Here is a 23,740-nt window from a genome sequence, read left to right as displayed (position 1 = left end):
ACTCAAACCATTCTGCCAATTTAACTGGGAGAATGGTATAAGCAACGATAAGCCGTCCAGACATAGCTCAGTCGCTTTCTCCTCATTCTTTGCTGTTGCATAGCCAATTCACCTACTTCAAACTGTTTGCATGCCCAGCACACCTGACAGCTACACCCACCCCGAATGGTCGGCCGGCCTCATCGACGCAGGCTACGCCAGCTTCGATGACTGGTGGAACGCTGAGCAAAACCTGGTGGAGGTAGGAAACTTCCGGGGACCCGACGCCAACACCTCCTGGAGCCATGTCTCCAGAATCGAACTCCCGGACGGGCGCACCGTTTATCTCAAGCGCCAACAAAACCACTTCCCCAATAACACGCTACTCAAGTTGCGGCGGATCTGCACCTTTGAAATCGAATACCAAAACTATCTGAAACTTCAGGAGGCGGGGGTGCCTACGATGAAAATCATCCACTTCGCAACACGCAAGGTGAATGGAGACAAGCAGTGCATTATTGTCTCAGAAGAGCTCAAGGGCATGTCCCCTGTCGATACATTGATCAAGAGCTTCGAAGCCACGCAATGGCCAAGCCGAAAAGACCGGCTTGCGATGCTTCAAGCCGTTGTCAAGGTCGTCAAAACCATGCATCGCGCCGGCTTGATCCACAACGCTCTCTACGGTCGACATATCTACCTCAACATTCCCATCGTCGAGGGCCGGCCTCAACTGCCGGAATCATACAATGCCTGCCTGATCGACTTGGAACGCACCAAATCCCCGGGCCCCAAATCGCCCAAACTGATTAAAAACGATCTCGAAAAAATGTTCCGTCGAATCCGGCAATGGCCTGCCCGGGATTGCCTCTGGTTCCTCAAACAATACCTCGGCATCGACAAACTGACGCCCGAGGCCAAAGCCATCGCAAGGAAGATCGCTGCGACCCGCAAGTAAGCCCCCCCCCGCTCAAGCACCACCGGAATATGGACTTTTTTCCGATGCTTAATCCACGGCGTCGATCACGCGACTGAACATGTTCCGAACTTCGGGCATCTTGTCCCAGTTCCGTAAAAAGCGTCTTATGTCCTTGTCCCGCTTTTTCCTATGTTTGGATGCCGTGCAGTAAAATCTCGTCCCGTCGAGGTCGATCAAGGTCAGCACATCTCGTTGATCCACGACCAGATTACTTCCTTTCATATCGCCATGCGTCGCCTGCAAGGTATCCAAACTCCATAACAGCTGCCCGAATTGCTGAGCCAGACCACTCCCTTGCTCCATCAACTCATCCTCTGGCAGATCCCACAATGGAGGGCCTTCCACCTTTTCCATCACCAGATAAGCAAGCTCCGGTAGTCCTCCGGAGCGAATCACCCCACAAGCCAACGGCCGAGGAGTCGCAATACCAAACAAGCGCAACACATGGCCGTTACTCCAACTTTCCAATGCCCGGGGCGTGGCAAGGCAATGCAGGAGTCGATACAACCAGGGTTTACGGTTGTAGCGTTTGACAATGTATGACCTTCCTTTCACCTCGACTTCAACAACCGAGCAGGTATTTCCATCCTTCAACCAAGTACCTCCAGCAAACAAAGCATCCATGCCAGAAAGCACTTGTTCCCTCAACTCAGGTTCCAGATCCCGGCAAAGCAACCAAGACTCTGCCCCCTCCCGAAGGAGTTCAAATTCCGAACAAGACCTCCGCGTCTTGCGATAATATTTCCGCAAGCGTGTTTGAATCGCCCGCGACGCCTCTCGCCCCCCAACTCCGGCTTGCCTTAAGTCGCTATTCGCGATCAAGGAGTCAACACATCGCCTGTCCGGCAGCGGGATATTCGCAAGCAGCAAAGATAGATTCTCCCGAAGACGCCCCCCATCCACAGGAGGATCCACAAAACAACAGGTAGCGGCATCCAGAAGCCTGACCTCCCCCTGATGCCAAAAGTAATTCCCCAAATGATTATCTTCTTGATAGATTCCTGCAGCGAACATGCGCGAATGCAAATCCAACAACTGGCGATAAACATCACTCCGGTCCGCGTCCTGCCAAGCTAAGCTTGCCAAAGCATCAAGCGTGACTCCTCCTTCCAAATACGCAAAACCCAGAATGGAGCAGCCCTCACCACCACGGGCCAAAAAATAAGGCTCGGCCATCGGCATCTCCGCATCATGCAATCGAATCGAGTGCCGCCACTCCCGCCCCACATCCCGATCCTGTTTGGGATGTGGAAAAAAGACCTTGATGAACAATTCCCCAAACTCACAGCGGGCTTTCCATACTGAACGCCGTCCGGGCAAATAACGCAGCAGACTGAGAAAGGTGACATCCATCTTCCCCAGAAAATCGGCATGTACCGTCTCCTGGATATCAAGCTGTAAAACATCCCCCGGATGGATACCGCCAAAACGATTATCGCCAACAGCGCTCATATCGACGTCAGAGGATGTATTGTGCCGGCACCGCCGGAAGCAAGAGAGGCCACCCCTGCTTCCGGATCATACCGGGCGCGGAATTAAAACCTTACGGTCATCTGAACCCGGGCGTCGGTTTCAGGTCCGTCATCAAGAAGCCCAACACTAACCCCCGCATTCACATCCACATGTTCGCCAATCGGCACGATCACTTGGGGAACCACTTGCAGGCTGTTGTAATCACTGAAGCTTCCTTGGTAAAACAACTCAATCATCGGGTAAATCCACGCATCCCGGGGAGCGTAGACAAACGCAACTGACGCATCGAGCAGGAAAAACTGATCGGACCCTTCATTCGGGTGAATATCATCGGAATCCCAATAATAACGGCCACCAAGGTTACCGATAAAGGTCCAGCAATGGTCCAGCTGCTTGTCCGCCTTCACTCCGAACAGCGCGGCCGATCCACGGTGGTTGATCCGGTCATGTGTCCCCGTGATCTGATTCTCGGAATCCAGATGATCCAGAGCGTAACCCATACCGAGGTAAGCTGCGAGGTTGAACTCACCCGGGGCACTGGCCTGCTTGAACTGATAATCCAGAATCAAGCTGGGGTAGTCGAGTGTACCGCCATCGCCATCCACGTCCACCGGATCACCGGTCGCAATCTCCTGAGCGTCCCCTTCGGTATACACAGGATAATAAAGGCGCAACTGCCAACGCTCACTCAATGGAGCCGTCAACTCAAGATCCACACCGGAGCCATCGAATTTCTCAATTTCCTGAAGCTCGGTATCCTTGAAAGAGCGGTAACTCCCGCGCAAGGTCCACTTCTTCGTGGTCTGGGCATAGCGGGAAAAAAGCGGCTGAATCTGACGTTGGGAACATGCAGGCAGCTCGGGAACCACACATACCACTTCCTTGCCTGAGAGCCCACCTTTGGCTGAGTCACCAGACCCGGCAGATACCGACATCACACCAGATGCCATCATCGAGGCCGCTACTTTTACATAGGTAATTTTCATCATCTTTTTCTTTTGAGTTGATCAATCCGGATCCTGTGAGGTCCGCGGGCCCCAGCTTTTCAGCCATGCCGCCGAGCGTCAAGGGAATAGCACGATCGGGCTCATCATCCGTGCTGCCCATCGTCATTGACGGGTATGCTTCAAGCAATGAAAATGAATCTACTTCAATCACAGAGAAATCGCCCCCATCAATGCAATAGATCCTCCTTCACTCCTATTTTACGATTTACTTGAGGCCTCAGACCATGACATTTCTTTGCCCACAACATATCCAAAGCTAAAGCCCCCCCGGACGAATGAGGAACGCCCCCAAACGCCCCGATCAAGCATTCCGACTCACCATCATGAAACTCCGAGCTAAATAGACCGCGTGAACTTTCTCGTTGGTGAGCCCCACGCGACCCCACACACACGCCCCCCACAAGTCCAGCCATACCCATACTCATACAATTTCCTCTGCCTTTTCCCTTCCCCGAATCTCAAACCATCTTTTCATTCAACGGTCCAAGCTCAACATCTTTGCCAACCGCTTGCAAAAGCTCAAAAAAAATGCTGCTATCGGCAAGAGCAAAGGCAACCCAACAGTCAGTTTACGTTTTTTCAAAAAACTCAACTCCTGCCCCGGGACAAATGAACACCTCTGAACTCACAAAAACCAGCTCCCAATGATTTCACCATGAAGAACAAATGCGTATTCATCATCGGCCCGGAAAGCTCAGGCAGTAAACTCATCGCCAAAGTCTGCTCTCATGCCTTGGGCATCTCAGATTTTAAGGCTTGGGACGGCGGCGCCTGGAACGACTCAGGCACACACAAAGTCTGCCACCGCTCACTACCATACGGAAAAAATCCAAAATTCCCTGATGTCTCATCATGGATCAAGGAGCACGAAGAGGAATACGACCTCTACTTCATCCTAACAACAAGAGATATCACCATCTCACACCTTTCCCGCTATCAACGCTGGAGAAAACCATTTTCCCAGTCGGCCACGGAATCACAAACGGCAAAAAACATCATGCTGGAAGTCATGCATGGTGATATCCCGTATTTTATTTGGTCCTACGAAAGCTTTATGTTTCTCGGAGCCGACTACTTGCAAAACCTCTATCAATTCCTCGGAGTCGAATCAGACTTCATGCCGGAACTCAGAGATGCCAACGCAGGCAAGGTCAGAAAAAGAAAATTCGGTCTGTTTTAATTACGATCAAAACTCGTACCCAAAAGACTCAATATCGCGCCGGTAATAATCGGCTACGACTTCCACCAGGGTCGGAGAATAGTAATCTCGGTATCCTTTCCTACGTGTCGAGTTTTGCTTCCCCAACGCCAAAGGCGTCCTTCCCAAATGAGACAAGAGGCGGTTCATGTCTTCATCAAACGATTCGAGTTTACCGACAAAGTCCAATGGTTCAGGGGTGAACAATGCCTGGGGTTGCCAATGGTGGTTGGGGCAATCGATAGCAAAGGAAACAAAGGATTCAAAATCACTCAGGTCGGCATTCGTCATCACTTCCAACTGCTTCATGCGTGAGGGTTGGGTGGTAAACATCTTCCAGTTCGAAACCATTCGATCCCAAGGGTTTCGAACAAAGGTAAACTTATAATATTGATCGAGTTCTTTCCTGGGGTTGCGCAACGAGGCCATTGCCTTATTTTTGAAAAAGGCCTTGCGGATCGTTGTTGATGCAGCTTTGGGCACATCAAAATACATCAATTTTGATCGCTCATCGATGTAAACAAAACTATACGAGCATGCGGATTGAGCCGGGCACTTGCATTTGGAGCAATCGCAGGCGATCCGCTCTTTAGCATACTGGTAATAGTGGGGGGCCACCTTCTCCATCATGGACCGGGAACCGATTTTTTTACCCACTCTCCAACGGGCGACTCGAATTATCTCTTTCATAACAAGTCCTCACTCCACATCATAAAACAACCAATTACACCTCATCCTCATACCCCAACAGTTCGATATCCTGCCGGTACCGCTCGACGGCCAGTTCGTAAATCTCCTTGCTGTAGTGTTCACTGAAATGCACCTTGGATTTGCTCGATTTGTTTTTATGCGGCAGTTCGGGGAAGCCGAAGCGATCCGCCAGAACCTGCCAGTCTTGTTTAAACGATTCCAACTTGCCAATGTAATCGGCAACCAGCTTCCCATCCACGCTAACAAACCAACTCTGGGAACGAAAATGACGATCGGAAGCACCATCCGGCGTATCCGCCACCATCCGGACAAACTCATCGAAGCTTGTATTATAATCCACCCCCCAGTTTTTAAACTGGTTCTTCACCCCGTATCTCTTGGCATCCACCAGCTTGTTCACATAACAGGAATGAAGCCGACTCAATGGATGACGGACAAAGGTAAATAAAAACATCTCCGGAAACTGCTGACGAACCGAATCCAATGCGTAAAACCCGGAATACTTCTTATCCAGTTCTTTGACCCGGGAATCACTTAGTTGGTCATACGCAATATCCTCTTCGCCTTCGTCCGACTGCAACAAGTGTCGGGCAACGGCCAAACGCAAGGATCGGGAACCCACTTTGTAGTTTTGAATCATCCCGACATTCACCGAGGGAATACGCCAGATATGCGGTTTTTCACGTTGGAGCTTCCGACGCAGGCGGAAGGTTTCAATAGCATCACTTAAATTCATCTCTTTTTCTTCAGGGCTGTCTCCACCCGACACGATACCAAGTGGGGAAATTTACCATCCTTCACAATCGTCTATTCGTCCATCAAATAACGGCCGGGAAACCACTTGAACCAGCGTCGGTGCCAAAGCATCGGTTTGACCACTCCGGGGTGCCATAACAGATCAACCCCTTTTTCCTTCGCGTAAAGCAATTCATCATCCTTGTTCTCCCGCTTCGACAACTGACTATCAGCAATCGAGTAGAGATACATCACCTTGGGGATCACCCCGACCACAACCGCCGGGTCCATCGCCCGCGACCAAAAATCCTTATCTCCAATAATCCGGTAACGGCCATCGAACTGCCCCATTTTCCCTTGCAAGCGCTTGCGCCAAGCTGAAAACGGACCGGGGCGCCGACCGATTTTAAGCTGCTTCATACGCTCCGGAGAAAAACTATCCGGCTCACCGGGAGACTGACTTTTCTGACTGGCAATCAACACGGAACACAAATCCCAATCAGGATGCGCATCCATCTCGGCTACCACCGTCTCCAACAAGCGGGGGTGCATGGCATCATCCATATTGGAATAACAAACGATGTCCGCGCTGGCTGCGTCCCACCCCATATTCCACGCCTCATACAAGGTCTTACGCTCATCCGATGTCACCAAGCGAATGTTGGAAAACTGCTCAGTGTAGGGAGCAATCAACTCCCGCTCCCGTTCGGGCGAAGCGGTCTCGACAAAAAGAAACTCAGCCTGATCAAACCAACTTTGCTGACGAATCTCATGGATTTTTTTCTCCACCAGATCGGAGTCCGAGTAGGTGCTGATAATACAAGAAATTTTGGGTGTTTCACTCATACCTCTCTACGGGATTCAAATTCATATTCAAGCAATGCGATCTCATTGCCGGACGCGTAGCGCCACTTCATTTGCTTCTAAAGATTCATGCATGCCTGAACTTCACGACAGATCACATAAAAGCTCCCGGAAGCCGTTCAGGCAACATGCTGGGGCAGATCTCCGGCATCCACCAGAAAAATATGCGCTTTGTTTGAGTCCGATTTCTATGAATCGGCTTAGGTGACAGATGACAAGACCAGCCCTCGCTTTCCCATTGCCAAACCTCCGAGATTACGCGAAGATTCACGGCACACAAGCCAGACACCCCGCGCCCCCCATTCTCAGCTCCCCCCCTCAGCCCCAACCCTCAGCTCACGCACTCCCATCCCCTTGTCTTCCTGCGCCCAAACCATCAACCTCATCGCCCGCACCAATGGTGTGGGACTCGATCGCGATGTCGATTTAATCCACGCGGCCCTCAGCAAGGCCGGATATGAGGTGCTCATCTCACACTGCCGGGAGATCTCTCCGCTGCGCAGGTATTTCCCCGGGAAACCCCGCTTCGCAGCCAATATCTTCCTTGAGCGCGTTTTCCCCCGCTGGTTCGGCAGCGCCAGAACCAACCTCCTGATCCCCAACCAAGAACGATTCCCGGAACGGCATCTCAAGCATCTCTCCCGTATCGACCACATCCTCTGCAAAAGCCGCCATGCCGAGGACATTTTTTCCGGGCGCGGTTACCCCTGCCAGCACATCGGCTTCACCTCCACCGACCTCAACGACCAGAACATCCGGCCCGACTATCAATCGTTTTTCCACCTCGCTGGACGTAGCACGCTGAAAGGCACTGAAACCGTGCTCGATCTCTGGAACAAACACCCCGAATGGCCAGAGCTAACGATCGTCCAATGCCGGGAAAATGCTCCCGACCAAGTGCCAGCCAACGTCCGATTGATCACAGAGTATATCCCGCACAAGGAAATCAAACGCCACCTCAACCGCCACGGGGTTCACCTCTGCACCTCACTCTCCGAAGGATGGGGGCACTATATCGTTGAAGCCATGAGCTGCCAGGCGGTGGTCGTCACCACCGACGGCCCGCCGATGAACGAACTGGTCACCCCGGAACGTGGCATCACCGTGCCCTACTCCCACTCAGAGCCCCGTCACCTCGGAACCAATTTTCATATTGACCCGGACAAGCTGGAAAAAAACATCCAGGAGCTTCTCATGATGCCCGTTGATAAGAAAAAACAATATGGAGACGCGGCCCGGGCCTGGTTCGAAGAAAACGACCAACACTTCAATCAACACTTCCCAAAAACCCTGCAACACCTTCTCAGCTCTCAACCTTAAATCCCCGCACCTTCCGTGTGTTCCGTGGTTCCATACTGATTTAACATCCATTCGATCGATTCGTCAGATCCGTGGTTCCCCAATCCATTTCATCATGCCCAACGACCTTTCCGAAACCGAGCTCATCCTCGGCAACTCGAACTCACGCTTTTCCGGAGTCACCTCAACCATGCTCCAGGTCCTGCGTATTCAAAAAAATCTGGTCAAGGTCGCGGTTCTCGGCAAACACCATCTACCGGATGATGTCACTTGCGTCAGCTTCTCTCAGCTAATTCAAATCTGCAAAAAACCTCTCCCCGATGGCCGATGGCGCGTTTTTCACGCCCGCAGAAACGACGAAGTGATTCAGGCGCTCATCCTCAAAAAGGTGTTCAGAGCTAAACTCAAAATCGTTTTCACCTCCACAGCCCAAAGACAACACAGCTGGATTACCCGTTATCTCATTCGGCAGTCCGATGCCATTATCAGCACAGGAACCGCTGCAGCCTCATACATCCAAGGCGGCCCGGATATCATCGTCCCCCACGGCATTGACCTCAGCACATACAGCCCCAGTGAGAACCGGGAAGCTCTCTGGCAAGAACTCGGGTACCCCGGAAAATATGGCATCGGCATCTTTGGCCGGGTCAGACACCAAAAAGGCGTCGACCTTCTCGTTGAGGCGGCGATTCCCTTACTCAAAAAACACCCGGACTTCACCGTGATTATTTGTGGGGAAACCACGCCTGACCACCAAAGTTTCCAGGACAAACTCCAAGCTCAGATCGATCAAGCCGGCCTCACCGACCGAATCCTTTTTATCGGTAAGCAACCTTTCTCCGAACTACCCAAGCTGTTCCGCGCCATGACCCTCGTCGCAGCCTTAAGCCGCAATGAAGGGTTTGGGCTTACCGTTCCGGAAGCGATGGCGAGCGAAGCCGCGGTTCTGGCCTCTGAGGCCGGAGCGTGGAAAGATGTCGTCCGGGATGGCATTGACGGCCACATCGTCCCATGCGGTGATCTGGCGGCCACGCAGGAAAAACTGGATGAAATGATGGCCAAGCCCGAACAATTGATAGAAATGGGACAAGCCGGCCGTAAGCGGGTAGAAGAACATTACACCATCGAGCGCGAGGCCTCCCAGCTCTGCGATTTCCTCATGAATGTCTAATCCACTGCTGACGATATGATCAAACCATTCCTTCTTTTCTTCACCGCCACCTGTCTTCTGTCGACGGCGGCCCCCGTCGACGTCTACCTCTTCGGTGGGCAGTCGAACATGCAAGGCATCGGAAAAATTGCCGAGCTCGGACAAGAGGACAAAAAAGCCATTCCCAACGCCCGTTTCTTCAATGGAACCTCCTTTACCCCGATCACACCGGGAACGACTAAAACCTCCCACCGCAAAGGTGAGTTTGGCCCCGAAATCGGATTTGCCCGGTGGATGAGTCAGCACGATCAATCGGTCCACATCATCAAATATGCAGCCAGTGGCATGCCACTGCACCACGGCTGGAATGGCAACCGCTGGCAAGGAGGAGTCCCCACTCCGAAAAGGCGCAATTTCTATCCAGGTCTATCCGACCAAGACCCGAACCAAGGCACGCTCTACCGCGCCATGATCAAGCGATTCCAACAAGGGGTCGAAAACCTGAAAAAGCAAGGGCACACCCCGGTCATCAAAGGTTTTGTCTGGGTGCAGGGGGAACAAGACAGCAAACACGAAATTTCCGCCAGCCAATACGCCAAAAGCATCCTTCATTTACGACAACGGATCGCCGAAGATATGGACTGCCCAATGCTACCAATGGCTCTGCCCCAGGTGCTGCCCCACGAACCAGCCAAAGATCGCTTCACCCACCGCAAGGAAATCCGAGCCGAACTTCAAGCCCTCAAACACACACGGATCCAAGTCATCGATAGCGCCGACTGGCCACTCAAAGCCGACACCGTACACTACAACGCCCAAGGGCAACTTGCCTTGGGAAAGGCCATGGCCAAAGCCCTCTTCGAGCTCCAAAAAGCGAGCAGTGCCCCTGATCCATCCAGGTAGGACCGATTTCTAATCGGTCGACAGACTTGGCCAGCTCTCCACCCCCTCAGCCCTGCCTCCATGGTTGCCGGCAGGTTGGAAAACCTGCCCTACTTCACACCGTAGGACCGATTTCTAATCGGTCGACAGGCTTGGCCCGCTATCCACCCTCTCAGCCCTGCCCCATGGTTGCCGGCAGGTTGGAAAACCTGCCCTACTTCACACCGTAGGACCGATTTTTAATCGGTCGACAGGCTTGGCCCGCTCTCCACCTCCTCAGCCCTGCCCCATGGTTGCCGGCAGGTTGAAAAACCTGCCCTACTTCACACCGTAGGACCGATTTCTAATCGGTCGACAGACTTGGCCCGCTCTCCACCCCCTCAGCTCGGCCCCATGGTTGCCGGCAGGTTGAAAAACCTGCCCTACCTCACCCCGTAGGACCGATTTCTAATCGGTCGACAGACTTGGCCCGCTCTCCACCCCCTCAGCCCGGCCCCATGGTTGCCGGCAGGTTGAAAAACCTGCCCTACTTCACACCGTAGGACCGATTTTTAATCGGTCGACAGGCTTGGCCCGCTCTCCACCCAGCCCTATTCTGGCAATGGCACCATCTCGCCCAAATGTCGGGGTTGTTTATCGGTGACGTTCACATCCAGCCACATTTTGACCCGGGCTAACACCTCGCGGTCTTCCGTTTTCCGGGCCGCATAGCCTTCGACGTCCTGTGCATTGTAACCAATCACATCCATCCCATGTGCCTGGGCAATATAAGCCGCACGTTCATTCTGAAACTTCTGACTCACCAAGGTCAGTTCATTCAAACCAAAGATTTTTTTCGCTCGCACCACGGAATCCAAAGTGCGCAAGCCGGCATAATCACAGGCAATTTTACGAAATGGAACGCCTGCCCTGACCAGCGCACGACGCATGGCCACCGGCTCGTTGTAATACTTCTCCCGGTTATCGCCCGACACGATCAAGCAATCGACTTTCCCAGCCTTCCACAGGGCCGCAGCCGCTTCGATCCGATACTTAAAATACAGATTGTCCCTCGAACCAAGCTTCTCGGAGCAACCGAACACCAATCCCGCCCGCCGGTGGGGAATCTCATCCACCGAATCATAGAGCACGTCCTTCCCCGCACGACTCGCCTCGTAATTGGCGAACCAGACAAAAGCAAAACAGGACAGCATCAGTAAAAAAAACAACCACACCGCGAGCTTCAGCCAGCGCCACCACCCCGCTTTCAGCTTCTGTTTCGCTCTTGAGCCTCCTTCCTTTTTCCCCATCGTTTACTCCTAGCTTCTGTTGGTCCTTCGAACCTGCACGATTCGCACGACTTCCCGGCGCATTCACCAGACAAACTTAAATCTGCTCGCCGAGATCCACATTCCTACGAGGACCATTCAACAAGGCTTTCATCATCGAAGAAAACAGACCGTTTTTCATATTCTCCGGAGCCACCACCCGCAGCTTACGTTTCGCCGGCGCCAGCGTCACATCCCGCACCCTGCCAATCAACTCCCCATCCGCCTCCATCGGAACATCCCGGTCACACTCAATTCGAAAACTCCTGGCCTGCAGGTAATTCACCGACGAGCGGTCAGACCCCATCTCCCCAGTCGCCAATCCCTTCAGTGAATCCGTCACCAACTTGTAACCAGCCTCGGTAAAGACCAGCACATCCAGCATCTCATCACAATTATCCGCTTTATTGAACAGCTTGATCTGCCCGCCATAAAGAGAACCGTTACCCGCCAACACACAAACACCTTCCTCAACCCGCCCATCATCACAGGTCACCTTCATCTTCGGAGGCGTATCACCCAGCACCCTGACAGCCGACATCAAATAGGCCATCGGCCCGAATACCTTTTTACTCTCCCAGGGGGTTTCTTCAATCACCTGGGCATCAAAGCCAACCCCCGCCATCTGCATGAAGGCATGGCCGTTGGCCTCAAACAAATCCACTTCTTTAATGTATCCGGCATTCAGCACATCCAGCGATTTTTTCAGGCTGTTAAATGGCAAACCTAACTCCCGGGCAAACACATTCATCGTCCCCGCAGGCAACACGCCGAGAGCCGTCTCGGTTCCCGCCAGCGCCTGCACCACCCCGTTCAAAGTGCCGTCCCCGCCAGCGGCTACCACCACCGGTTCACCATCCTTGACGAACTTCTCGGTCAATTCCCGGGCGTCATCCAAACTTCGACTGGCATACAGGGCAAAATTCTGGGCATTCGCCATCAGGAATCGCAAGGTCCTGCGTCCTCGCTGGCTGCGTGCGTTCGGGTTGAAAATCAATGGGTATCGAGGCAAATCCGACATCGCGATCATCTTGCACGACTCAGCCGATTTTCAAATCACGAAACCAAGGAAAATGTACCGACGTCCACCCCACCCCATCATACTCCCAGCCATCATCATCCCCACCAATCATACACGTTCAATCCAACAGCGTGAAAAACCCAAGTTTTTACGTGACTTCTGCCGATTTTTATAACATAAGTTATCTCCTAGCTCTTTTTAATCAAGTGCTCAGCACCATTGACTAACGAAAACCCAAACAAACATAACAATGAACATGAAATTAGCTCTAACGGCCCTCGCGGCCAGCGCTATCACGACACAAGCCGCGGTGATCTTTGATACAACACCTAGAGATGACCAAGCAGGCTTCGCCGCAAACTCGGGACAAACATGGATGACAGCAACTCTAGGAAGTGATAATTTACTTTCAACCATTCGGGTCGACAACCGCCCATCAAGTGCCACAGGAACTGGTATCTACCTCGCAGTCTATGAAAATAACGCTGCAAACGGCCAAACCTGGACGCCTGGAACCTTGGTTGGAATCTCAACCAACGCTCAAGACATGGATGTCAACGGAGGCTTTGCCTTGTGGACATTCAGCAATGAGACCCTCAAGGACAATCAACGCTACCTCTTCACCTTCACTTCGGATTCTGCAGGAGCAGTCCCTGTAGCTGTAGAAACTGGTGTAAGACTAAACACCGGCAACTCCGAGCAGAGTGCGTTCAATGGAGGAAGCCTTGCATTTAGCGGAAGCCACACAATGGCTTCTCAAATCACAACTGTCCCCGAGCCATCCTCAGCAGTCCTGCTCGGACTTGGCGGACTCGCCCTGATCCTGCGCCGCCGCAAGTAATCGAGGAAACAACATTTGATCCAACTCAGTACAGCCGGCCCTCTCAAGGGGGTCGGCTTTTCCTTTTCTCCAGGCAAAGCAAACTTTGCAGACAAAAGGTATTATCCTGATACCTTCAAGTTAATCTTGAGAATTTCCACTCAGGTATAGAATGAGGGTGAGCTTCGTCAGATCACAACCCCATCTATCTCGAACGCGAGGGAACAACACAACTTCCCGATAGCAACATAGCGACCCAAAATAAAATCCAATCATGAAAATAACATATACTTTCGCGGCATTAGTCGCTTCAATTGTAGCTGCGAATGCGGCGTTAACATCAACCAAGGATTACACAGGTTCAGGTTTGGACTTCACAGGAGTAGTCAATGGGGGATATGTCTGGGGAATGGAAATTAACCCCATCAATAATCAAGCAAATGTTGATGTTGATGGAAATGGAACCAAAGACTTCCACGAATCGGGAACGACTAATGTTGACCCAACGAAAGTCAAAGCTGCGACCCAGTCTGACGGATATCTGCTGCGTTGGGATTACGGAGACTCTCCATCACGAGCTGCCAGTCTTGAAAGCTCAAACGCAAGTTGGACTCTTGAGTTTGGGCTAAATATGCTCAATACGGGCACGGAAGGATCTCGTGGTGTTTTTGGCATCGCCCCAGAATTTGGGGTCAATGATACGACAGGGGGTCGTCTTCAGCTCGAACTTGAACGCACTGGAATGCATTTCCAAGGAGGCATTGATGCAAGCACTATATTTACACCTGAAGCAATGACCGCCAGCAATTTGGGCTTTCATACATGGCGCATTGCCTACGATGGCACAGCTGAAGAGTTATTCTTTTACCGAGATGGAGTTCTAATGAACGCAGGAGGAAGCGGCATTGCCGCATCAACAGACCTCGGCAACCCATCAAGCACCTTTTTTGGAGATTACTCCAGTGGCCTTTCCGGAGATTTTGAACTGGATTATATGGTCTTGGACGCAAGCGGAGCTTTTGCTCCCGTTCCCGAACCATCCTCCGCAGCGCTGCTCGGACTTGGTGGACTGGCACTGATTCTGCGTCGCCGCAAGTGAGCTGAAATCAAATTCAAGCAAACCATTTCAAGCAGCCGACCCTGTCACAGGGTCGGCTTTTTTCTGCCACACGCCCCCCCCAGCCAAAACCCATCCCGAACCGCCACCAAAGGTATCATCCTGAAACCTTTACTATTCCTTTGTCAAATCGCCCCGATTCTTTCATAAAATAGCTTGTCTGATGAATGAGACTGCTTACGCATCTCGACTCGAATCTCTCATCCACCCAAATAGCAACCCAAACAAACGCATGAAATTGACACATACACTCGCAGTATTTGCTGCCAGCAGCATAGCTGCATCCGCTGCTACGACGCTAACATACGACGGGACCAATGATGGCACTGGCAGTTATGGAGGACAAACCTTCACGGCCAGTGACAGCGACTTCGTGACTACTGGGGACGCCCTCTCGAACCCATTTGCACTTCAAACCATCGAAATAGCAAAGTGGAGTACTAGTGACTACACGACTGCCCAAACTGCAGTCTATGCAAACATTTATGATGGCAATACATTCTTGGGATCGTCCACGAATACGGTCGACTTCACAGTGAGAGTTGATGGAATCATTGGTGATGACGCCGATGATGCTTGGCTTTTCAGTGGTGTTACAGCCTTGGAAAACCTCGACAGTTCAAAAGTTTACTCCATACGCTATTCCACAACAGACACAGCGGGAGACTTTACCTTTCTCCGCCCTGGATTGATCAACGATGCTGCGGCACTGACAGGAGGCAACCTTCTAGATAGCAGTGGCAATCCAGCATCGGCTGGATGGGACACTCGTATGGTGATCACAACCGGACCTGCCGTTCCCGAGCCATCCTCCGCAGCGCTGCTCGGACTTGGCGGACTGGCTCTGATCCTGCGTCGCAGGAAGTAATCACAGTCCTTTTCTACCTTAACACTCTGTTTCGTGTTCACCCCGGCTCTTTTGCGAGAGTCGGGGTATTTTTTTCCCCGCTATTTCCGCGTCACGATTTGAAAGAATCATTCGTCCTCGCTGTATTAGAGGAAATCCATGTCGATCGCCAACACAACCCCCATGGCGGCTGTCAGCCTGATCAGCCTCCACGCCGCCATTGCGGAACCCCTCGAATTCAACCGGGACATCAGGCCCATTCTGGTGGAGCACTGCACCACCTGCCATGGGGGGGTAAAACAAGCGGGTGAGGTTTCCTTCATCTACCGGCAACAAGCGCTGGGAAAAGGCAAATCAGGCAAGACCATCATTGTCCCGGGCAAGCCGGAAGCATCAGAGATGATCAGGCGGCTTACCACCAAGGATCCGGATGACCGTATGCCGCCACCCAAAGAGCACCCCGTCCCCTTATCCGAGAAAAAAATCAAACTCCTCAGCGAGTGGGTCCGGCAGGGAGCCCAATGGCAAGAACACTGGGCCTTTGTCCCACTCAAGGATAAGCAACCCAAGACCCTTTCCAACCCGGAATGGCCGAGCATGCCGATGGACGCCTTCGTTTTGGCTCGACTCGACAAGGAGCAACTCGCCCCCTCACCCACAGCTTCACCTCAGGAGTGGCTGCGCCGCGCCAGCTTCGACCTGACCGGACTTCCACCGACACTCGATGAACTATCCCGCTTCGAGGAGGAAACTTCAAGCCAAGGAGAAAAAGCTTACCATCATGCGGTCGAACGTTTGCTGGCCTCCCCCCACTACGGGGAACGCATGGCTTCGATGTGGATGGACCTCGCCCGTTATGCCGATTCCAAAGGCTACGAAAAAGATGGCCACCGCGATATGTGGCCCTACCGGGACTGGCTGATTCGTTCCTTTAACGAGGACATGCCCTTTGACGATTTTACCCGCAAACAGCTGGCAGGCGACCTACTTCCCGATCCTCAATGGCAGGATCTCGTCGCCACCATGTTCCACCGCAACACCCAGACCAACGAAGAAGGAGGCACCGATGATGAGGAATTCCGCCTGAACGCCCTACTCGACCGGGTGAATACCACCTGGACCGTATGGCAGGCATCCACCTTTGCCTGCGCCCAATGCCACGACCACCCATACGACCCCATACGGCAAGAGGACTACTATCGATTTGCCGCATTTTTTAATAACACCGAAGATGCCGACCTGAATAGCGAGCACCCAACCATCAGGCTCCCGGGAGATGCCAAGGCTGCGGCCGAGGCAACCCAGCTCAGCCGGCAAATCCGATCCATCCGCCAGTCGCTCAATCATGCGGGCAGCCCCCACCTACACGTGGATGCGCAGTGGACCGCTCTGTCCCCCACCCGTTCCTCATCCACCCATGGGGGCTTGAGCCACGAAGCGGGTGGCATCATTCAAGCAACCGGAACGCAGTCCGTAGGCACCCAATTCAAACTAAGCTTCCCCGGGGAAGATTTTACGGCCCTCCGACTGACCATTTACCCCGATGATGCGGACCCAAAACAATCACCCTTTCGAGGGTCCGTCCTTTCCCGGCTGACGGCCACGCTTGAGCACCCGGACGGCAAATCCGAAACCATTCCGTTCAAGGAAGTGTTTGCCGACAGCTTGACCGGCCCTTATGACCCGATGGCTTCATTATCGCCCGGTGCCCCAGGTGTCGGGGCCTACCCGAAACTGTTCAAAACACGCCGGGCCACCTTTGTCCCTGCCGTGGCCATCGTGGCCCCGGCCGGCAGCCAACTGCACCTCAGCATCCAACACAAAGCCTCAACGACAGGAAACCAGGCCGTAACACTGCGACGGTTCCAATGGGAATACACCAACAACCCTCTCTGGACTCAAATCGTGCAAGACCCCGAACGGGCAAGCCAGTGGAAGGCATATCACACCCTCAACAAACAACGCAATAAATTCGGAGGAACCACCATCCCGGTGATGCAGGACCGGCCCCAGTCCGCTATGCGCGAAACCAGACTCTTCGCCCGGGGAAGCTTCAGCTCAAAAGAACAAGTGCTTAAACCCGGCGTGCCATTGATCTTTAATGCCATGCCAAAAGAAAACAGCAACAACCGACTGGGAATGGCCCAATGGTTGACCAGCCCGGACAACCCACTGACAGCCCGCGTGATCGTCAACCGCCTGTGGCATGAATGTTTCGGAACCGGCATCGTTGAAACCCTCGGAGACTTTGGATCCTCCGGACAGGCACCAAGCCATCCCGAATTGCTCGATCACCTCGCCTTACGGCTTCAACGTGAGCACGACTGGAGCCTCAAGAAGATGCTCAGAGAGATCGTGCTTTCCTCCACATACCGGCAGAGCCATCAAAGCACAACCACACTCACCCAAAAAGACCCCCGCAACCGCTTACTCGCCCGAGGGCCACGCACCCGCCTCAGCGCCGAAATGATCCGGGACCAGGCGCTGCTTGGATCAGGACTGCTCAACCGGAACCTCTACGGCCCCTCGGTGATGCCTCCCCAACCCAAAGGCGTCTGGCAAACCGTCTACAGTGGCGCCAAGTGGAAAACATCAACCGGTGGTCAGCAGCACCGTCGCGCACTCTACACCTACTGGCGCCGAACCAGCCCCTACCCCAGCCTGCTCACCTTTGATGCCTCCAGCCGCGAGATCTGCACGCCACGACGGATCGCAACCAACACCCCGCTCCAGGCGCTGGTCACCATGAACGACCCCGCCTACCTCGAGTGCGCCCAGGCACTGGCAAACAAAATGACCACCTCCGGTGGCGCCACACCAGAACAACAACTCGTCTACGCAGTTCAACTCATCAACAGTGAGGCTCCATCGCCGAAGGTGGTCAAGAGCCTGCTCACCCTCTATCGTGAATCGCTCGCCATCTATCAAACTCAACCTGAGCTCAGCAAACAGCTAGCCACGACTCCGGAGCAGGCAGCACTCGTGCTCTGCGCCAATGCCATCCTCAACACCGACGAGGCACTCACCAAATAACCTCCACCCGACAACTTTATCCGTGAACCTTTTCCAACAGCTTCATCACGACGGCCTTCAACTCAAGACGCGTCGACATTTTCTCAAAAACTGCACCACGGGCCTCGGAGGCATGTGGCTGTCTTCCGTCATGGGAAAGGCATGGGGGATTTCTGAAGACCACGGGATTGTCCGTGACCCCACCACCCCGCTGGCGCCCACCGTGCCCCATTTTGCGCCTAAAGCCAAACGTGTTATTTACCTCCACATGGCGGGAGCCCCGAGCCAACTGGAACTCTTCGACTACAAACCGGAACTGCAAAAACTCGATGGCAAAGAGTGCCCGAAAGAATTTCTTGAAGGGAAAAAATTCGCCTTCATCCAGGGCGTGCCCAAAATGCTCGGTGCGCAGTTTCCATTCCACCGTGCCGGTGAATCCGGCCAGTGGATCTCCGACCGCATGCCTCACTTGGAAAAAGTCATCGATGAGCTCTGCATCATCAAATCCATGCATACGGATCAGTTCAACCACGCCCCCGCCCAGTTACTGATGCATACCGGCAGCCAGAACCTTGGAGCCCCGTCCATCGGATCCTGGGTGACCTACGGCCTGGGGACAGACAACCAGAACCTGCCAGGATACATGGTCCTCGTTTCAGGAGGAAAAACTCCCTCGGCCGGCAAGTCCGTCTGGGGAAGCGGCTACCTGCCCTCGGTCTATCAGGGGGTCCAATGCCGGTCCGAAGGTGATCCGGTGCTCTACCTCTCCAACCCAAAAGGCATCGATTCCTCCCTGCGCCGGCGCGCCCTGGACGCCATCACCGAAATCAACCAGACCGCCTACGAAGAATCAGGAGACCCCGAAACCCTGACCCGCATCGCCCAGTATGAAATGGCATACCGAATGCAAATGAAGGCCTCAGATGCCTTCGATATCAAATCCGAACCCGAACACATCAAAGAACTTTACGGAGCAAAACCAGGAAAAGAAAGCTTCGCCAATAATTGCCTGTTAGCCCGCCGCCTCGCCGAACGTGGCGTGCGCTACATCCAACTCTTCGACTGGGGCTGGGACTCCCACGGGGCCGCCGCCAGTGAAGCCATCAATTCCGGATTCAAACGACAATGCCTGAATGTCGACAAAGCCATTGCCGGCTTGATCCAAGACCTCAAACAGCGAGGAATGTTAGAAGACACCCTCGTCGTCTGGGGTGGCGAGTTCGGTCGCACTCCGATGCGGGAAAACCGTGGCGGCCAGGAAATGAAATTTGTCGGTCGCGACCACAACCCGGGAGCCTTCACCGTCTGGATGGCCGGAGGGGGAATCAAACCCGGCATGTCCTACGGCGAAACCGATCCTATCGGATACGAGGCCACCGTCGACAAGGTGTCCGTTCACGACCTGCACGCCACCATGCTGCACCAGCTCGGATTCGACCACACCCATTTCACCTACCCCTCCCAGGGTGTAGAGCAACGACTGAGTAACATCACCAAAAAATCAAAAGTCGTTCACGGCATCCTATCCTAACGGATAGGAAAACCTCTGGCCTTGGCCCCCTCATCAATCAGGTTCGCCAAACGGTACTTTTTAGGTGCGATGCCGGTTCGTTTTTTAAAGAATCGGCAGAAATACGCCTGGTCGGGAATGCCTATAGCATGACCGATTTCACTCATATTCAATAAAGTGGTGGCTAATAGTTCGCGGGCTCTGACTTCTCTTTTATGAGCGATATACTCAGATGGTCGGACACCCGAATGCTCATAAAACTGATCTGAAAAATACGTCTTACTCACCCCCTCCAGATCTGCAAGCACCGCCAGACTCAAATCCTCACCAAGGTGGGTTTCGATAAACTGAAACGACTTCGAAAACCGAATCAACTGCTCACTCCTCTGGGCATCAGCGGCAAAACGCGACAGCAGCAATCCCACCGTCCCCTGTAGCACCAGCTTTTGTTGTAAACTCAGCCCCGCCAATTGCGAACGGAAAATCATGTGATTAAAATCTTCGGAATCCGCATCGACATTGCTCAGCCCGAACCCCGGCAATTGACGATGTAGATGCTGGCATAACTCGTGACTCAAAGCGTCAGCCGATAGTAGATACGGAAACCGGCAGTCGGTGAAGAGGTCTTTTCCATTCTCAAGCCGACATGTAAAAATGAAGTAATACTGACTGCAAACATCAGCACAATAGTAGTCCACCGGAGTGTATGGAGGAATCAAAGCCAAACTATCCCGCTGATGGTGATAGGTTTTCCCATGAAAAGAAACCTCCTGCTTTCCTGCATCCACCAGAAAAATGCGGGCAAATGGGCTGATGTGATTTTTAAAATCCCACCATTTCCCAACCTCGACCTTATCAAAGGCATAGGTATCTATGCTTAAGTGACTTATTTCCAATTTCATTCAATGCATCAAAACGTAACAACAAGGTCAAAATGAACACAATCTGCGATTTGTCCAAAAAAATAGGTGATATTCACTATGATACTTATGAAATACAGACGTATAATCACTGAAGCCATACTCATCTGATACTCATCACAAGCCATGACGAAAAAATTATTCTCTTTGCTCCCCTGCCTGCCCCTGATTCTCGGTGGCACCCTTAGCGCTGCTCCTGATCAAAACACGCCCAACTATGATGTCGTTTGGGATAGCCCAAGTGCGAACGCATCAGGCAGTATGCCCATTGGAAATGGTGACATCGGAGCCAACGTCTGGGTTGAACCCAACGGCGACCTCCTACTCTACATCAGTAAATCCGATGCCTGGGGAGACAACGGCCGACTCCTGAAAGTAGGCAAAATCAGAGTCACCTGCGATCCCGCCATCTTCAAACCTGGTGACACCTTCAACCAGAGGCTCGACCTGCAACAAGGGTGCATCACGATCACCTCCAACAGACCCGAGCAACAAACCAAGCTATCGGTATGGATCGATGCCAACAACCCGAACATTCAGATCGAACAAAATAGCTCACAGCCACTTAAAATGACCGCCAAGCTGGAGCTCTGGCGAACAGAGAAAAAAGCCTACCCTCTTGGCCAGGTCAGTGACCTTCAGGAAAAGCGATCTCAAAAAAACAAGCTGGCAAAAGAAGTGATCATCGAACCCGACACCATTGTCCCCGGCCTCACCAATCAGGTCGCCTGGTACCACCACAATCTCAAATCCGACGGCTTTGAGATGTCGAACCGCCTGCAAGGGCTGTCGGAATACCTTAAAGAGGACCCGATTCTGCACCGGACGTTTGGAGGGCTGATCACCAGCCCGGATGGCAAACGGGTAAACGACACAACGCTCGTCATACCACCCAAGACCAACAGCCAGCTCTCGGTCACGCTGCTCACCCAGCAACCATCGACCCCAAAGCAATGGCTCGGCAAGATCCAAGGTATGGCCCAAGACATCCAAAAACTAACGCTGGATCAACGAAAAAAAGATCACCTAACATGGTGGAGCTCATTCTGGTCGCGCAGCTGGATCCACCTCGCAACAGCAGACACCAGTCCCAAGCGACTAAGCCCCGTCAATCAACATCCAGTGAAACTCGGAGCGGATCAAGCCGGACACAACCGCTTCGATGGTAAAGTTGGCAGAGTCAGCCTCATCCCACATGCCCTGCCAGAAGATCAAATCCGCCAGCTAGCAGCCGCCAAACAGCACACCCAACGAGCCCAAGCCAAGGCACTCGTCTCGGTCACAAATCCCCCTCTTGGAGGAACCCTCGAAGGAATCAGCAACAAAGAGCTGACTGGCTCATTCACGCTCGAAACCTGGATTCAAGCCGGGGCGGGCACGGGCAGAATTATCGATAACATCACACCCGGCGGCAGCGATGGCTTTCTCTTGGATACCTATCCGGGAAAGAGCCTGCGCCTCATCAACGGCAATAGCATCTTAAAACAAAAAGACTGCCTCACCCCTGGAACATGGCACCACATTGCGGTTCGTTTCGACGAAAAGAATGCCGAAATCGCACTCTATCTGGATGGTAAGCAAGTTGACCAGGCAACACTCGAGCAAACAAATGACGCCCGCCTGGTATCCCAGAGCTATGCCCTGCAACGTTTTATCGACGCCTGTGCCGGTCGGGGCAAGCACCCGATCAAATTTAACGGATCGCTTTTCACCGTTCCGTTCAAGGGTGACCCTGATTATCGTCGGTGGGGCCCGGGATTTTGGTGGCAAAATACCCGCCTCCCGTATTTGAGTATGTATGCATCCGGGGACTTCGATCTACTCCAGCCCTTGTTCAAGATGTATGCCGAGGACTGTTTTCAACTCAACAAGTTCCGAACCCAAAAATACCTTGGACATGGAGGAGCCTTCTTTTCGGAATGCACCTACTTCTGGGGAGCTACGTTCACCCAGACTTATGGCTGGCAACCCTTCGAAGAACGAAAAGACAAACTACAAGAAAGCGGCTGGCACAAGTGGGAATGGGTGGCTGGCCCCGAACTTGTCTTTATGATGCTCGACTACTTCGACCACACCCAAGATGATGAGTTCCTCAAACAAAAGATCCTACCGCTTGCCTATGAGGTGGTTCAATTCTTTGACCAACATTACGAAACCAACAAGCAGGGAGAACTGGTCATGCACCCGTCGATGGCATGTGAAACCTGGTGGGACTGCACCAACCCGATGCCTGAGGTGGCGGGACTTCACGCCATCACCCAGCGTCTTCTTTCCCTGCCGACAAATACCCTCAACAACGAGCATCGTGCGTTTTACCGTAAATTCCAAAGTAAGCTAGCCCCGCTACCCATCCGTCAAATTGGTGAGAAATCGGCCTTGGCTCCGGCCACCCGCTTTGCCAGCAAACGCAATGTGGAAAACCCAGAACTCTACGCTGTTTTTCCATTCAGACTTTGCTCATTCGAAAAAGGCAACGCAGCCCTTGGATTGAATGCTCTGCAACACCGCTGGGACAAAGGGACCTCCGGATGGAGGCAAGACAACCTCTTTATGACCTATCTCGGCCTGCGGGAGGAATCGCGCGACTACCTCGTAAAGCGCTGCAAGAATTATGATAAGAGTTGTCGATTTCCCGCCTTCTGGGGACCTAACTACGATTGGACTCCGGATCAGGATCATGGTGGCGTGATGATGAAGGCCGTTCAATCCATGATCATGCAGCCGGACCCGTATTCGCGAAAAATCTTCCTCAATCCTGCCCTCCCCGCAGACTGGAACTGCACATTCAAGCTCCACGCCCCATACAACACCATCATCGAGGGATCGATTCATAAAGGAAAAATGAAACACCTCAAAGTCACCCCCGAATCACGACGCAAGGACATCCTTTTTGTTGATGCCTAATCCCCCCA

At 52.9% G+C, this 23,740-nt stretch carries 19 protein-coding genes; 11 read left to right on the top strand and 8 right to left on the bottom strand.

From position 1 onward, the window contains the following. Window positions 1-130: 130 nt before the first annotated feature. Window positions 131-934 (top strand): lipopolysaccharide kinase InaA family protein, encoded by an 804-nt coding sequence (locus tag HW115_RS14415; protein WP_178933624.1) that lies wholly within the window; start codon window positions 131-133, stop codon window positions 932-934. 48 nt (window positions 935-982) lie between these two features. Here the strand turns inward: HW115_RS14415 and HW115_RS14410 are convergent, their stop codons facing one another. Together HW115_RS14410 and HW115_RS14405 are read right to left on the bottom strand one after the other, a co-directional pair. After that, window positions 983-2,407, bottom strand: coding sequence for a lipopolysaccharide kinase InaA family protein (locus HW115_RS14410; protein ID WP_178933622.1), 1,425 nt, complete (start codon window positions 2,405-2,407; stop codon window positions 983-985). A gap of 83 nt (window positions 2,408-2,490) precedes the next feature. Further along, window positions 2,491-3,417, bottom strand: coding sequence for a TonB-dependent receptor (locus HW115_RS14405; RefSeq protein WP_178933620.1), 927 nt, complete (start codon window positions 3,415-3,417; stop codon window positions 2,491-2,493). A 673-nt stretch (window positions 3,418-4,090) separates the two neighbouring features. Here HW115_RS14405 and HW115_RS14400 point away from each other — a divergent pair. After that, window positions 4,091-4,615 (top strand): hypothetical protein, encoded by a 525-nt coding sequence (locus HW115_RS14400; RefSeq protein WP_178933618.1) that lies wholly within the window; start codon window positions 4,091-4,093, stop codon window positions 4,613-4,615. Between the two features lie 6 nt (window positions 4,616-4,621). Here the strand turns inward: HW115_RS14400 and HW115_RS14395 are convergent, their stop codons facing one another. Genes HW115_RS14395 through HW115_RS14385 form a run of 3 tightly spaced genes read right to left on the bottom strand, consistent with a single transcriptional unit; the run spans window position 4,622 to window position 6,925 of the window. Next, on the bottom strand, window positions 4,622-5,323 hold the full coding sequence (locus HW115_RS14395; RefSeq protein WP_178933617.1) for a sulfotransferase family 2 domain-containing protein: 702 nt from the start codon (window positions 5,321-5,323) through the stop codon (window positions 4,622-4,624). 34 nt (window positions 5,324-5,357) lie between these two features. Then, entirely contained in the window at window positions 5,358-6,113 is a 756-nt protein-coding gene (locus tag HW115_RS14390) for a sulfotransferase family 2 domain-containing protein (protein ID WP_178933614.1), read from the bottom strand. Between the two features lie 38 nt (window positions 6,114-6,151). After that, complete coding sequence (locus HW115_RS14385; RefSeq protein ID WP_178933613.1) at window positions 6,152-6,925, bottom strand: glycosyltransferase family 2 protein; 774 nt, start codon at window positions 6,923-6,925, stop codon at window positions 6,152-6,154. 222 nt (window positions 6,926-7,147) lie between these two features. Between HW115_RS14385 and HW115_RS20110 the strand changes: the two genes are divergently transcribed. From HW115_RS20110 to HW115_RS14370, 3 genes are all read left to right on the top strand, one after another. Next, window positions 7,148-8,263 (top strand): glycosyltransferase, encoded by a 1,116-nt coding sequence (locus HW115_RS20110; RefSeq protein WP_319609331.1) that lies wholly within the window; start codon window positions 7,148-7,150, stop codon window positions 8,261-8,263. A gap of 94 nt (window positions 8,264-8,357) precedes the next feature. Next, complete coding sequence (locus HW115_RS14375) at window positions 8,358-9,413, top strand: glycosyltransferase family 4 protein (protein ID WP_178933611.1); 1,056 nt, start codon at window positions 8,358-8,360, stop codon at window positions 9,411-9,413. A 15-nt stretch (window positions 9,414-9,428) separates the two neighbouring features. After that, the gene (locus HW115_RS14370; RefSeq protein WP_178933609.1) at window positions 9,429-10,295 is read left to right on the top strand and encodes a sialate O-acetylesterase; all 867 of its coding nucleotides are present in this window, start codon (window positions 9,429-9,431) and stop codon (window positions 10,293-10,295) included. A gap of 569 nt (window positions 10,296-10,864) precedes the next feature. Here the strand turns inward: HW115_RS14370 and HW115_RS14365 are convergent. Both HW115_RS14365 and HW115_RS14360 read right to left on the bottom strand, forming a co-directional pair. Then, window positions 10,865-11,563 (bottom strand): SanA/YdcF family protein, encoded by a 699-nt coding sequence (locus HW115_RS14365; RefSeq protein WP_178933607.1) that lies wholly within the window; start codon window positions 11,561-11,563, stop codon window positions 10,865-10,867. A 76-nt stretch (window positions 11,564-11,639) separates the two neighbouring features. Continuing rightward, a complete protein-coding gene (locus HW115_RS14360) occupies window positions 11,640-12,602 on the bottom strand; it encodes a diacylglycerol/lipid kinase family protein (protein ID WP_178933605.1) in 963 nt (320 codons plus the stop codon). 256 nt (window positions 12,603-12,858) lie between these two features. Here HW115_RS14360 and HW115_RS14355 point away from each other — a divergent pair, with 256 nt between their 5' ends. The 5 genes from HW115_RS14355 to HW115_RS14335 all read left to right on the top strand — a co-directional run bounded on the left by HW115_RS14355 (window position 12,859) and on the right by HW115_RS14335 (window position 19,929). Next, window positions 12,859-13,443 (top strand): PEP-CTERM sorting domain-containing protein, encoded by a 585-nt coding sequence (locus HW115_RS14355; RefSeq protein WP_178933603.1) that lies wholly within the window; start codon window positions 12,859-12,861, stop codon window positions 13,441-13,443. A 253-nt stretch (window positions 13,444-13,696) separates the two neighbouring features. Further along, on the top strand, window positions 13,697-14,521 hold the full coding sequence (locus tag HW115_RS14350; protein ID WP_178933601.1) for a PEP-CTERM sorting domain-containing protein: 825 nt from the start codon (window positions 13,697-13,699) through the stop codon (window positions 14,519-14,521). 250 nt (window positions 14,522-14,771) lie between these two features. Then, window positions 14,772-15,407, top strand: coding sequence for a PEP-CTERM sorting domain-containing protein (locus HW115_RS14345; RefSeq protein ID WP_178933599.1), 636 nt, complete (start codon window positions 14,772-14,774; stop codon window positions 15,405-15,407). A gap of 138 nt (window positions 15,408-15,545) precedes the next feature. Next, window positions 15,546-18,419 (top strand): PSD1 and planctomycete cytochrome C domain-containing protein, encoded by a 2,874-nt coding sequence (locus HW115_RS14340; protein WP_178933597.1) that lies wholly within the window; start codon window positions 15,546-15,548, stop codon window positions 18,417-18,419. Continuing rightward, window positions 18,382-19,929, top strand: a complete 1,548-nt coding sequence (locus HW115_RS14335) for a DUF1501 domain-containing protein (protein WP_178933596.1) — start codon at window positions 18,382-18,384, stop codon at window positions 19,927-19,929. The genes HW115_RS14340 and HW115_RS14335 overlap by 38 nt, the downstream gene beginning before the upstream one ends. Here the strand turns inward: HW115_RS14335 and HW115_RS14330 are convergent. Beyond that, window positions 19,926-20,810, bottom strand: a complete 885-nt coding sequence (locus tag HW115_RS14330; protein ID WP_178933595.1) for a helix-turn-helix transcriptional regulator — start codon at window positions 20,808-20,810, stop codon at window positions 19,926-19,928. The two genes, HW115_RS14335 and HW115_RS14330, sit on opposite strands and share 4 nt — an antisense overlap. A 144-nt stretch (window positions 20,811-20,954) precedes the next feature. Here HW115_RS14330 and HW115_RS14325 point away from each other — a divergent pair, with 144 nt between their 5' ends. After that, window positions 20,955-23,732: a DUF5703 domain-containing protein gene (locus HW115_RS14325; RefSeq protein ID WP_178933594.1), complete on the top strand. Its 2,778-nt coding sequence runs from the start codon at window positions 20,955-20,957 to the stop codon at window positions 23,730-23,732. The last annotated feature ends 8 nt before the right edge of the window (window positions 23,733-23,740 follow it).

Source organism: Oceaniferula marina (assembly GCF_013391475.1).
GTDB classification, from domain to species: domain Bacteria; phylum Verrucomicrobiota; class Verrucomicrobiia; order Verrucomicrobiales; family Akkermansiaceae; genus Oceaniferula; species Oceaniferula marina.
This window is presented reverse-complemented; position numbering and strand designations above follow the sequence as displayed.